The following is a 13,189-nucleotide window of genomic DNA, read 5'->3' as shown; positions in this document are numbered from 1 at the left end:
GCCTGATACACCGCTTTCGCGAGCAAGCCCGCTCCCACAGGTTATGTGTAAGCTTGCTCTATTTGGTGACAGGCCAAAACCTTTCGCCACCCCCCGGCGCATCCGTCCACGCCTGCAGCGAGCGTGTCGGCAAGTCAAAATAATCGCGCGTACGCGCATACCCATGCCCACCCATCCGCCCAATCGCATCGAGCCCGAGTTGATCGATATACAAGGTTTTCGGGTCGATCAATTCATCCCGTACATGCGCCATCAACACTTCGCCAAAGATGATCTCCCGTGACTGACCGATGGACAGCGCCATCATCCGTCGACATTCCAGCGCCACCGGGGCTTCGCCGATTCGTGGGCATTTGACCGTGGTGCCGGGAATGGCAGTGAGGCCCGCAGCAGTCAGTTCGTCGAAACCGGGGGCGAACGGCACGGCGCAGACGTTCATGGCTTCCACCAGGGCATCGCTGACGATGTTCACGGTGAATTCCTGGTTGAACTGGATATTGCGCGTGGTGTCCTTGGGGCTTTGGTCACCGTAGTTTTCCACGCCCAACGCGAGGATCGGCGGGTCGGCCGAGAGGGCGTTGAAGAAGCTGAAGGGCGCGGCATTGATCCGACCTTCGCCGTCGATGGTAGTGACCAGGGCAATCGGCCGTGGCACCACGCTGCCGATCAGAATCTTGTACTTGTCTCGCGGGCTCAATTGGCTGAAGTCGAAGCTTTGCATGGGCAGAATTCTCTAAAGAAGGGGATCAATCGCGCTCAGCGGCGCGTCTGCGCTGTAGTCGTCAGCGAACGGGATGGCCGGTTTGAACAGGCCTTTCCAGTCCGGTTGGCCAAAGGCCCGGTCGCTGTGGCTGCGCATCAGTTTTTCGAATTGGTGTTGGGCCTGACGTTGCAGGGCGGGGTAGTCGACGCCTTGAACCTGACCGTCCTGCATCACGCAGCGGCCGTTGATGTAGCTGGCGATGCAGTCGTCACCGCGCCCGGCCAGCACCAGGTTTTTCAGTGGATCGAACAGCGGCCCCAAATGCAGGCCGCGAAGGCTGAACACCGTGATGTCGGCCTTGGCGCCCGGTGCCAAGCGGCCCAGATCATCGCGACCCAGGGCCTTGGCGCCGCCGAGAGTGGCGGCGTTGTACAAATCCAGGGTGCTGGTGAGCAAGTTTCCGCCCTCCATCAATCGCGAGATGTTCAGACCCTGGCGCATGTTTTCCAGCAAATCCGCCGGCCAGGTGTCGGTGCCCAGGGCGAAGTTGATGCCCTTGGCCCGATAGCGACCGAAGGAGTTCAACGCCTCACCGTCACGGGCAAACACCACAGGGCAATGCACCAGACTCGCGCCGCCATCCACCACGCGTTGCAGATCGTCATCGCCGCAGGTGTAGATGCCGTGGGGCAGCAGACTGCGTGGGGTCAGCAGATTCAATTGCTGCAACCAACCCAGCGGCGAAGTGCCGCGCAGTTGTTCGACCATCGCCACCTCACCGAGCCCTTGGCAGCAATGCAAACGCATTGGCGCGTTCAGTTCCCGACTCAGCGCGGCAGTGCGTTGCAGCAGGGCCGGGGTGCAGGTCTGGATGCGGTCCGGCAGCAGCGCGCCGCGAATCAAACCCTCGTGCGCACCGTCGAAATCATGGAAAAACCGCACAGCCGCATCGAGCCCGGCCATGCCCCGGGCTTCATCCCAGTGATGCCCGAGGCTTCCATCGGCGCGCCAATAACTCATGCCGCTCATGTAGCAGGGGCCGAGGTAAGTCCGCAGCCCCAACTCGGCAGCGACACCGGCTACCGCAGAAAACTCGTCGTACGTCTCGGCCCATTCGCGGTAGTACATCGAGGTGATCGGCATGGCGGTGGTGATGCCGTTGCGGATCAGCTGAGTGAAGGCGTAGCGGTATTTGAAGACTTGTTCATCCGGGCTGTAACTCTCCCGCGGACCGCTCGCCAGGTAGTCCTCGGACCACATCCGACCCATGTCGCGCTCATCGCCGTTGTCCAGCGTCAGCACCGTCGAATCAAGGTCTCCGAGTGCATCCAGATCGATAAAGCCCGGACCGATCAACGCGTTGCCATAATCAATCCACTGATCCACCGGCCCCGAATAACCCCGCCCGACAAACACAATGCGCGAACCTTCGAACACCACTTCGCCGTCGCGCCACAGCACATGCTGCGTACCGTCGAACCCGACCACGCAACTGGCTTTCAATCCGATCCTTTTCACAAACGACTTTCCAGCAGTCGGCCACCGGAGGCGATCAACTCACCGCCGCGATAAACCTGCCGCACCGGACGCGACACCACCGCCTCACCCAGCGTCTGCACCGGCATCAGCAAAAAGTCCGCCGGTGCACCGATCTCCACTCCATAACCTTCACAGCCCAATGCCCGAGCGCCATTCACCGTGGCGGCTTCGAACGCCGCTGCCAGTTCATCGTCCTTGTTCAAGTCGAAACGAAACGCCAGCAGCATCGCCCGTTCGAGCATGTCGCCGTTGCCCATGGGCGACCAGGCGTCGCGAATGCCGTCCGAACCCAGGCACAGGTTCACCCCGGTCTCGCGCAACGCGAGGAACGGCGGCACCGCGCAATCGGCCGGCGCCGAACTCATCAGGGAAATGCCCAGCGCCGCGAGGCGTTCGGCCACCGGTTTGACCTGGCTCCACGGCAACATCCCAAGGCAGTACGCGTGGCTGATCATCACCCGACCCTGACACCCGAAGCGCTCGGTGTAGTCGGCGATCAGCGCGATCTGCCACAGGCCCAGTTCGCCCTTGTCGTGCAGGTGAATGTCGACGCCTCGCTCGAATTCACTGGCCAGCTTAAACACGAAGTCGAGTTGGGCGATGGGGTCGTTGTCGATGCCGCAGGGGTCGAGGCCGCCGACGTTTTCCACGCCCAGGGCCATGGCTTCGCGCATCAGTTCGGCGGTGCCGGGGCGGCTGATCAGGCCGGTTTGCGGGAACACCACCAGTTGCAGGTCGATCAGGTCGCGGTAGCCTTCGCGCAGTTGCTGCATGGCCTCGACGTGGCGCAGGCCGAATTCCGGGTCAATGTCGACGTGACAACGCATCGTCAGCGAGCCACGGGCGATGCAGTTTTCCAGCAGGGCGCCGGCACGCTGGGCAATCGGTGCCTGGACGTCACGCAGCACGCGGCGCTCGTTGGCGATGTAGTCCTTGAGCGTCGGGCCGGCGCTGTTCGGGCGCCAGGGTTGACCCCAGAGGGTTTTGTCGAGGTGGACGTGGCTTTCGACCAGGGCGGGGGTGAGGAGCTGGTTTTGGCCGTCGATGTCGGTGGCGTCCAACGGCGCGTTGGACGCGGGGCGTCGATCTTTGAACAGGCCGTTTTCAAGAAGCAGGTCTTCGGCGGCGCCACCATAAGGCCGCACATTACGTAGCCAGCGGGGTTGGGTCATTGCATACCTCAAATTTTGTGGTGTTTGGGCGGGCCTCATCGCGAGCAAGCCCGCTCCCACATTGTCCGCGTGACCACTGAAGATCAAATGTGGGAGCGGGCTTGCTCGCGAAGGCGGCACCTCGGTCTTGGATCAACCCTTGAGCTTCGACCAGATCCGGTCCTGCAGCTCCCGCGCCTTGTTGCTGCACTCTTTTTCCGGGCGCAGGCGCGAGGCGAACTCGTCGGGCATGTTGATCGCGTCCATCACCCGCCATTTGGCGTCGATCAGCTTGTCGCTCTGGATGCCGTTGGCGTAGGCGATGGCGTTGGACACGGCGGCAGCGTTTTCCGGCTTCATCATCCAGTCGATGAAGATCTTCGCGTTGCCAGGGTGCGGGGCGCTTTTCGGTACGGCGAAGTTGTCCTGGAACATCGCCAGGCCTTCGCGCGGGTACACGTACTTGATGGTGCTTTTTTGCAACGTGGCCCGGGCGGTGGAGCCGTTCCAGTTTTGCATCATGATCACTTCACCGGAGGCCATGCGGTCGACGGTGTTGTCCGAGCTGTACATCTTCAAGTGCGGTTTCTGTTTTTGCAGCAGCTCCAGAATGCGCTTGGCGTCCTGCGGGTTTTCGCTGCATTCGTCGACGTTCAGGTAATGGCTGGCGGCGTTGATCACACTGCTGGAAGTGTCGAGGGCGGCGAGTTGGCCTTCGAGTTCCTTGCGCGGTTCGAAGAACTCTTTCCACGAATCGTCCAGTTTGCCGCCGGGCACCCGTGCGCTGTCATAGGAAAACCCGGTGGTGCCCCACAGGTACGGGGCGGAGAACTTGCGGCCGGGGTCGAAACTCGGGTCGCGGAACGCCGGTTTGACGTATTGGAAGTTGGGCAGGGTCGACGCGTCGATTTTCAGCAGCAAGTCCTGGTTGATCAACGTGCGCATGATCGACTGCGACGGCACGATCACGTCATACGCCGCGCCACCGGCCTGCAACTTGGCCAGCAGGGTTTCGTTGCTGTCGTAGCCGTCCATGGTGACTTTGATCCCGGTCTCCTTTTCGAACTTGGCCAGCAGATCGACCGGGTAGTAGTCGGTCCAGTTGTAGAAGAATAGTTCTTTGGGTTCGGCGGCCTGGGCGCTGAACGCCGCGAAGCAACTCAGGGCCAGACCGGCGACAGCGAAACGCATGCTTTTTGTTTTCATTGGCTTTTTATTCATAACAGCAGGCTCCAGGCTCATTGGTTTTTGCCGCGCTGTCCCAGCCAGAAGGCCAGCACCACCAGCACGATGGAAATCACCAGCATCAGGGTCGAGATCGCGTTGATCTCCGGCGTGACGCCGGACTTGATCGCCGAGAAGATGTACACCGGCAACGTCGTCGAACCGGGGCCGGCCACGAAGAAGGTCATGATGAAGTCGTCGAGGCTGACCACGAATGCCAGCACCGAACCGGACAACACCGCCGGCCACAGCAGCGGCAGCGTCACTCGACGAAATACCTGCCACGGGTTGGCGTACAAATCGTTCGCCGCCTCCAGCAAACTCTTGTCCAGGTCATTGAGCCGGGCACGGATCGGCAGGTACGCGAACGGAATGCAGAAGCCGATGTGCGCGACGATCACCGTCAGTAAACCGAGCTTGATCCCCAGCGCCATGAACAGCAGCAGCGTGGCCACGGCGGTGACGATCTCCGGCAGGATCAGCGGCAGGTTGATCCCGCCCTCGACCATTTTCTGTCCATAGAACGGCCGGTAAGTCGCCAGCGCTGCGAGCAACGCAATGGCCGTGGCACACACCGTGGCGATGCTGGCGACGATGATCGAGTTCAGCGCCGCCGTCTGGATCGACGGGTTGGCCAGAATCCTGCCGTACCAGGCAAAGGAGAACTCGGTCCACACCGTGGCCGAACGGTTGGCGTTGAAGCTGTAGGCGATCAGCACAAAGATCGGCACGTACAGATACGCCAGGATCAACAGGCTGACTTCGCGGGTCAGGGGCAGTTTTTTCAGGTGCAGGGCGATCATGCGGTGGCTCCCCGACGCAGGGTTTTGGCGGTGCTGCGGCTATAAAGGGCGTAAAGCACCAGGGACAGCAGCAGAATCCCCAGCAACAGGAACGACAACGAACTGCCCAGCGGCCAGTTGCGCGCGGTGCCGAATTGTTGCTGGATCAGGTTGCCGATCATCAGCGTCTTGCCGCCGCCGAGAATTGCCGGGGTGATGAAGGCACCGAGACTCGGCACAAACACCAGCAGCGCACCAGCAATCACGCCGGGCATCGACAGCGGCAGGATGATCCGCCGCAACGCATGCCAGCGATTGGCGCCGAGGTCGTAAGCCGCTTCCACCAGGCGCCAATCGAGTTTTTCCAGGGTCGAGTAGATTGGCAAAATCATGAACGGCAGGAAGCTGTAGACCAGCCCGACGCTGACGGCGAAGTCGTTATAGAGCAGGGTGATGCCGCCGGCCTGCGGGAACAGCGCGTTGAGGCTCTGGGCGACCCAGCCGTGCTCGCGCAGGATGATCAGCCAGGCGTAGTTGCGGATCAGCAGGTTGCTCCAGAACGGAATGGTGATCAGCAACACCATGAGGTTGCGCCGCTGCGGTGTCAGGCTCGACATCCACAACGCCACCGGGAAGCCGAACAGGAAACACAGCAACGTGGTGCCGCCGGCCTGGAACACCGAGCGCAACAGCGCCTGGGCGTAGACCCAGTTCAGTTCCAGTTCACCGTCGAAACCTTCCTGGAAAAACAGTTGCACGTAGCTTTGCAATTGCCAGTTGGCCTGCCAGTCGACGCCGCCATACACATTGCGCGGCAACAGGCTGATGTAGCCCATGATGCCGAGCGGAATGGCGATCAACGCCAGCAAAGTCAGAACCACCGGGCTGAGCAACAGCGCTCGGTTGAGGGCGGGAGAAGTGCTGCTGACGCTCATCTCAGGCCTCCATCAACAGACAGGCGTGGGGCGGCAGGTTGACCGCGATACGATCACCGACCACCCGGCCACGATTCAGGCCTTCGTTGTTCTCGCGCAGCATGACCTTGACGTCGTTGTTCAACCGGCACTGATAGAGCGTGGCAGTGCCGACATACAACACCGCTTCGATCACACCGCGCAGGTGATGCGGTTGCGCCAGGTCGACCAGTTGCGAACGCTCCGGGCGGAAGGCCAATTGAACGGCAGCACCGTCGAAGCCTAGGGCCAGGCAGGGGATTTCTACCGGCATGCCGTTCGGCACGAACAGTTTTTCGTTTTGCTGGCCGCGTTTGATGTGGCCGGGGAGGAAATTGATGTCGCCGATAAACTGGGCGACAAACTGATGTTTGGGTCGTTCGTAGATATCGTTCGGTGTGCCGATTTGCAGGATCTTGCCGGCGGACATCACAGCGATTCGGTCGGACAGGGTCAGGGCTTCTTCCTGATCGTGGGTGACGAAAATGAAGGTGATCCCTGCTTCCTTCTGTACGCGCTTGAGTTCGACCTGCATTTCCTTGCGCAGCTTCAAGTCCAGCGCCGACAGCGGTTCGTCGAGCAACAGCACTTTGGGTTTCGGCGCCAGGGCCCGGGCCAGGGCCACGCGCTGCTGTTGGCCACCGGACAACTCGGCCGGTTTGCGCTGGGCCAGGTGTTGCATTTGCACCAGCGCGAGCATTTCATCGACACGTTGCGGGATGAGCTTGCGATCAAGGCCCTGCATCTCGAGGCCGAAGGCGATATTCTGCGCGACGCTCATGTGTGGAAATAGCGCGTAGCTCTGGAATACGGTGTTGACCCGGCGCTTGAACGGTGGCAAATCATTGACCGGTTCGCCCGCCAGACGAATCTCGCCTTCGCTGACCTGTTCGAAGCCGGCGATGGTGCGCAGCAGGGTGGTTTTGCCACAGCCGGAAGGGCCGAGCAGGGTGAAGAATTCATTGTCGGCAATGTCGACTGAAACGTTGTCGAGGGCTGGAGCCAGCCCAGGATCGTCGGAATACCGCTTGGAGACGTTACGCACTTCAATCGCTGCTGGATGACCCATATTGGTGCATTCCTCTAATTATTGTATGCAATATCTGGATGCAATCTAGAAATAACCGGATTAATCTGCTCGTGCAACCCCCTTTTTCAAAGGCTGCTCATCGCCTGGGGCCGGTTGTTTAGCGCTAAAGGAGTGTTCAGATGACCGAGAAAAAACTCGAAACCACGGTCGACCGCGTCTACCAAGGGGTTTACGAGGCGATCAGCAAACGTTCATTGCGTCCCGGGATGAAGCTCGGCGAAGCGTCATTGGCCGAACTTTTTAATGTCAGCCGGACGTCGGTTCGTGCCGCGCTCAAACAGTTGGAGGCCGATGGCCTGGTCACCACCGAGCCCAACAAAGGGGCGTCGGTATCGTTGCCCAGTGATGAGGAGATTCGCTCGCTGTTTGAAACGAGGCGCCTGATCGAGATCGGCATCGTCACCGAGCTCTGTCGTCGTCGTGATACTGCCGTCACCCAGGACCTGCGTGATCACCTGTTGCTGGAAGATGAAGCGCACCGCAGTGGCGACCATGAACGGCTGATTCATTTGCTCGGTGAGTTTCACATCAAACTCGCGCAAAGCCTGAACAACCCGGTGTTGCTGGACTGGTTCCGCAAGCTGATTTCCCGCGCCTCGCTGTACGCCGCCGCGCTGGATGACGACAGTCACGAAGCCTGCCGCGACGACGAACACCTGCGGCTGATCGAGTTCATCGAAGCGGGAAATCAGAGCGCCGCGATCGAACTGACCTGCATGCATTTGAATGGCATCGAGAAGGCGATTCTCGACGTCGCCGCGACACTGAAGACTGGCTACCACCCGCTCAAGCACCTGATCGAGGTCTGATGCTCGCCACAAGGTAGCTGCTACATGGTTCGTCTGTAGAGCTCCATTGCCACAAAAGCCTGGATGATGTGAATCAGCTAACCTCTATGAAACCATTGGCGACGGCGATGCTCGAAACAAACGGGCACGTACCGTCCTCATGCCGTTGCGATCCCTTAAGCCAGTCATCTACAGGGATACAGAATCAGTCGATGCAGTTTCTAGACGATAGCCATGGGTGTGCAGGCTGGAACGGTGAAATGGCCGGGCGCATCCGCGCGTTCGACTGGAGCCTGACTGAGCTTGGGAACATGGACACCTGGCCCAGAAGCTTGTGCAGCGCGGTGCAGTTGATGCTCGCGTCCCCATTGCCGATGGTGATGCTGTGGGGCCGACCCGGTTACATGATCTATAACGATGCGTACTCGAAATTCGCCGGTGGCCGCCATCCTTACCTGTTGGGTGCCCCGGTGGAGCTGGGCTGGCCGGAAGTCGCCGAATTCAATCGGCATGTGGTCGACACCTGCCTGGCCGGCGGCACCTTGTCCTATCGCAACAAAGAGCTTGTGCTTTTGAGGGACGGCATACCCGAAGACGTCTGGCTGGACCTCTATTACAGCCCCGTGGCGGATGATGACGGGAAACCGGCCGGGGTCATGGCGATGGTGGTCGAGACCACCGAGCATGTGATTTCCGAACGCCGTCGTCAGGCCGCCGAGGATGCCTATCACGCCGACAACGAACGGGTGCGCCTGGCGCTCAATGCCGGGGCTTTGCTCGGCTCGTTCGTCTGGGACATCAAGGACAATGTGCTCTCCGGTGATGAGCGTTTTGCCCGCACCTTTTCCTACCCGCCGGAGCAAAACCTGGCCGACCTGCCAATGGACATCGCCGCAGCACGGATCCATCCCGATGACCGCAGCTGGGTGCAGGAGCAGATCGATCAATCCGTGGAAACCGGCGAACCGTTTAACGCCGAGTATCGAGTCCTGCGCCCGGATGGCAGTTATCTGTGGGTGCTGGCGAGTGGTGGCTGCGAGTTCAACGAGCAGGGCGAACCGTTCCGTTTTCCCGGGGTGTTGATCGATATCCACGAACGCAAGAGCGCCGAAGAATCCCTGCTCAAGTTCACCCGCAACCTGGAGCAACGTGTTGCCGACGAAGTCGAAGCGCGACTGGCTGCTGAAGAACAATTGCGTCAATCGCAGAAACTCGAAGCCATCGGCGGCCTCACCGGCGGCGTGGCCCATGACTTCAACAACCTGCTGCAGGTGATCGCTGGCAACCTGCACTTGCTGGCGCGGCATGAACCGGACAACGCCAATGTGCAGCGCCGGGTCAGCGCTTCGATTGCCGCGGTCGAACGTGGCGCCAAACTGTCTTCGCAATTGCTCGCGTTCGCCCGTCGTCAGCCCTTGTCGCCAGCGGTCTGCGATCTGCGGCAGGTCTTCGATGGGCTCGGGGAATTGTTGCAGCGGGCGCTGGGGGAAACCATCCAGATCAACGTCAGCGCGGCCGAAGCCCTTTGGCGCATCTACGTGGACCGCAATCAACTGGAAAACGCCATCCTCAATCTGGCGATCAATGCCCGTGACGCCATGAACGGCGAGGGGACCATTGACCTGAGCGCCAAGAACATTGCCCTTGATAGCAAGTTTTGTGCAGGCAAGGGCATCGTCGCCGGCGACTATGTCTGTGTAGCGGTGGCTGACAAGGGTGTCGGCATGTCGCCGCAAGTACTCGCACAGGCTTTCGAGCCGTTTTTTACCACCAAGGCCGATGGCCAGGGCACGGGGCTGGGCCTGAGCATGGTGTTCGGTTTCGTCAAGCAGAGTGACGGGCATATCGAGATTTCCAGTGTGGTCGGGCAGGGCACGCGGGTGCAGCTGTATTTCCCTCGCAGCCTGCGCCCGATGCTCAACGAAACGACACGTCATGACCCGCAACAGCGAGGCGGACACGAAACCATTCTGGTGGTCGAGGACAACGAGGCGGTGCGCAGCTCAGCGGTGGAGTTGCTGAGTGAAGAAGGTTATCGAGTGCTGACGGCGGCTAACGGTGACGTCGCGATGCAGATGTTGCTGGAGGGCGCCGTGGTAGACCTGATTTTCACCGACGTGGTCATGCCCGGCCTGATCAAAAGCGCGGACCTGGCCGCCTGGGCCAAGGTGCAGACGCCGCCGGTGGCCGTGCTGTTCACCTCGGGCCACACCCGTGACATTATCTCGCGCAATCACCAGCTCAGCCCTGATACTTATTTGCTGAGCAAACCCTATGGTCCCCAGGCGCTGACCCATATGGTGCGCACCGTTCTCAACGGCTGAACGATCAACCCCTGTAGGAGCCGAGCTTGCTCGCGATGGCGGTGCGTCAGACACACCGCTATCGCGAGCAAGCTCAGCTCCTACAGGTGAACCGCATTTCTTTGAACCTTCCAATCAAGGCTGCTCATGACTTCCAATCCCCCCTCCGGCATGGTCAGGGTGCGCGGCGCCCGGGAACACAATCTCAAAAACGTCGATGTCGATATCCCCCGGGATGCCCTGGTGGTGTTCACTGGCGTGTCCGGTTCGGGGAAATCGTCGTTGGCGTTCTCGACCCTCTACGCCGAAGCGCAACGCCGCTATTTCGAGTCCGTGGCGCCTTATGCGCGGCGTCTGATCGATCAGGTCGGCGTGCCGGACGTCGACTCCATCGAAGGCTTGCCACCGGCGGTGGCGCTCCAGCAACAACGGGGTACGCCGAGCACGCGCTCTTCGGTGGGCAGCGTGACGACGTTGTCGAGCCTGATCCGCATGCTGTACTCCCGGGCCGGCAGTTATCCGTCGGGGCAACCGATGCTCTATGCGGAAGATTTTTCACCCAACACGCCCCAGGGCGCGTGCCCCGAATGTCATGGGTTGGGGCGGGTGTATGAAGTCACCGAAGCGTTGATGGTACCGGACCCGAGCCTGACCATTCGCCAGCGCGCCGTCGCCTCCTGGCCCACCGCCTGGCAGGGACAGAACCTGCGCGACATTCTGGTGACGATGGGTTACGACGTCGATAAACCCTGGCGCGATCTGCCGAAAAAACTGCGTGACTGGATTCTCTTCACCGAAGAAACCCCCACGGTGCCGGTGTATGCCGGGCTCACCCCCGAAGAAACCAGAGTCGCGCTCAAACGCAAAATGGAACCGAGTTACCAGGGCACGTTCACCGGCGCCCGGCGCTACATCCTGCACACCTTCAGCCATTCCCAAAGCGCGCTGATGAAGAAGCGCGTCTCGCAATTCATGCTCGGCAGCCCGTGCCCGTTGTGCGACGGCAAACGGCTCAAGCGCGAGGCGTTGTCGGTAACCTTTGCCGGTTACGACATCGGCGAACTGTCGCAGATGCCGTTGCTGCAAGTGGCCGAAGTCTTGAAACCAGTCGCCGCTCACAGCTACCTCGAACAGGCCGAGGCGGCGGGCGAAGTATTGACGCACGACCAGACCCGCGAAGCCCGCGAGCAACGAGTGGCCCACGGCGCCAGTGGTCACGCCAACGCGCCGGATGTACGCCACACACCGAACCTGTCGGTGGAGAAACGCCTGGCCGCGCAACGGATAGCTCAGGATTTGTTGGAGCGGGTCAGTACGTTGACCGATCTGGGGCTCGGTTACCTGGCGCTGGAACGCAGCACGCCGACGCTGTCGTCCGGCGAGTTGCAGCGTCTGCGCCTGGCGACGCAATTGGGTTCGCAGTTGTTCGGGGTGATTTACGTGCTGGATGAACCGTCGGCCGGCCTGCACCCGGCGGATGGCGAAGCGCTGTTCGAAGCCCTGCAACGCTTGAAAATTGCCGGCAACACCCTGTTTGTGGTCGAGCATGATCTGGAAACCATGCGCCGCGCCGATTGGTTGATCGACGTAGGCCCGGCGGCCGGCGAGCAGGGTGGCCGGATTCTGTACAGCGGGCCACCGCCAGGGCTGGCCGAGATAACGAACTCGCAGACGCGTGCTTATCTGTTCGCCGAGCAGGTCACCCAATCGCGTGTCAGCCGAAAGCCGACCGATTGGTTGCGGCTCGAAGGCATCACCCGCAACAACCTGAACAACCTCAGTGCCGAGTTTCCACTGGGCTGTTTCACCTCGGTGACCGGTGTCTCGGGCTCCGGTAAATCCAGCCTGGTCAGTCAGGCGTTGCTCGAGCTGATAGGCGCCCATCTAGGGCGGGCGGTGAGTGATAGCGAGCCCGAGGAGTTGAGCCTTGAGGACGACGCACCGCAGGTCAGCGGCGGTCAGGTCACGGCGGGGCTGGCGTCGATCAAGCGCCTGGTGCAAGTCGATCAGAAACCCATCGGCCGCACACCGCGCTCGAACCTGGCGACCTACACCGGGCTTTTCGACAACGTGCGCAAACTGTACGCCGCCACGCCTGAAGCCCGGGCCGAGGGTTACGACGCGGGCCAGTTTTCCTTCAACGTCGCCAAGGGCCGTTGCCCGACGTGCGAAGGTGAAGGCTTTGTCAGCGTTGAGTTGCTGTTCATGCCCAGCGTCTATGCACCGTGCTCGACCTGCCATGGCGCGCGCTACAACCCCGAGACGCTGGCAATCATCTGGCAAGGGTTGAACATCGCCCAGGTGTTGCAACTGACGGTGGACGAGGCGGTCACGGTGTTTGCCGAGCAACCGGGTATTCGCCGCTCGCTGGAGGTGCTGCGCGATATCGGCCTGGGTTACCTGCGCCTCGGCCAGCCGGCGACCGAGCTGTCGGGCGGTGAAGCCCAGCGGATCAAACTGGCCACCGAACTGCAACGCAACCAGCGCGGGGCAACGTTGTATGTGCTCGACGAGCCCACCACCGGTTTGCACCCAAGGGATGTCGATCGCTTGCTCGAACAGTTGAATACGCTGGTGACGGCGGGGCATACGGTGATCGTCGTCGAACATGAAATGCGCGTGGTGGCCCAGAGTGACTGGGTGATCGACATCGGCC

At 61.0% G+C, this 13,189-nt stretch carries 10 protein-coding genes; 3 read left to right on the top strand and 7 right to left on the bottom strand.

All coding sequences use genetic code 11. The annotated features are described in order from the left end of the window. Nucleotides 1-58 precede the first annotated feature (58 nt). The 7 genes from KGB03_RS00605 to KGB03_RS00575 form a co-directional block, all read right to left on the bottom strand. Nucleotides 59-721: a flavin reductase family protein gene (locus tag KGB03_RS00605; RefSeq protein WP_218537162.1), complete on the bottom strand. Its 663-nt coding sequence runs from the start codon at nucleotides 719-721 to the stop codon at nucleotides 59-61. A gap of 12 nt (nucleotides 722-733) precedes the next feature. Beyond that, complete coding sequence (locus KGB03_RS00600; RefSeq protein ID WP_223525870.1) at nucleotides 734-2,221, bottom strand: amidohydrolase family protein; 1,488 nt, start codon at nucleotides 2,219-2,221, stop codon at nucleotides 734-736. Further along, nucleotides 2,218-3,414 carry an amidohydrolase family protein gene (locus KGB03_RS00595; RefSeq protein WP_223525869.1) on the bottom strand — a complete coding sequence of 399 codons (1,197 nt, stop codon included), beginning with the start codon at nucleotides 3,412-3,414 and terminating at the stop codon, nucleotides 2,218-2,220. The genes KGB03_RS00600 and KGB03_RS00595 overlap by 4 nt, the downstream gene beginning before the upstream one ends. Nucleotides 3,415-3,546: 132 nt before the next feature. Next, complete coding sequence (locus tag KGB03_RS00590; RefSeq protein WP_218537249.1) at nucleotides 3,547-4,599, bottom strand: extracellular solute-binding protein; 1,053 nt, start codon at nucleotides 4,597-4,599, stop codon at nucleotides 3,547-3,549. Between the two features lie 32 nt (nucleotides 4,600-4,631). After that, complete coding sequence (locus tag KGB03_RS00585; RefSeq protein WP_008154998.1) at nucleotides 4,632-5,420, bottom strand: ABC transporter permease; 789 nt, start codon at nucleotides 5,418-5,420, stop codon at nucleotides 4,632-4,634. Next, nucleotides 5,417-6,334, bottom strand: a complete 918-nt coding sequence (locus tag KGB03_RS00580; RefSeq protein WP_223525868.1) for an ABC transporter permease — start codon at nucleotides 6,332-6,334, stop codon at nucleotides 5,417-5,419. The genes KGB03_RS00585 and KGB03_RS00580 overlap by 4 nt, the downstream gene beginning before the upstream one ends. Before the next feature lies 1 nt (nucleotide 6,335). Further along, nucleotides 6,336-7,421, bottom strand: coding sequence for an ABC transporter ATP-binding protein (locus KGB03_RS00575; RefSeq protein WP_223525867.1), 1,086 nt, complete (start codon nucleotides 7,419-7,421; stop codon nucleotides 6,336-6,338). A gap of 140 nt (nucleotides 7,422-7,561) precedes the next feature. Between KGB03_RS00575 and KGB03_RS00570 the strand changes: the two genes are divergently transcribed. The 3 genes from KGB03_RS00570 to KGB03_RS00560 all read left to right on the top strand — a co-directional run. Then, nucleotides 7,562-8,251: a GntR family transcriptional regulator gene (locus KGB03_RS00570; protein ID WP_129443602.1), complete on the top strand. Its 690-nt coding sequence runs from the start codon at nucleotides 7,562-7,564 to the stop codon at nucleotides 8,249-8,251. 191 nt (nucleotides 8,252-8,442) lie between these two features. Continuing rightward, nucleotides 8,443-10,554, top strand: coding sequence for a PAS domain-containing sensor histidine kinase (locus KGB03_RS00565; RefSeq protein WP_223525866.1), 2,112 nt, complete (start codon nucleotides 8,443-8,445; stop codon nucleotides 10,552-10,554). Nucleotides 10,555-10,680: 126 nt separating this feature from the next. Next, the coding region (locus KGB03_RS00560; protein ID WP_223525865.1) for an excinuclease ABC subunit UvrA at nucleotides 10,681-13,189 on the top strand (2,509 nt) is incomplete at its 3' end.

This window comes from Pseudomonas sp. BF-B-26 (assembly GCF_019956495.1).
In the GTDB taxonomy this organism is placed as follows: Bacteria; Pseudomonadota; Gammaproteobacteria; order Pseudomonadales; family Pseudomonadaceae; genus Aquipseudomonas.
Note: the sequence above shows the minus strand (reverse complement) of the source record. Positions and strands in the feature narration are given on the sequence as shown.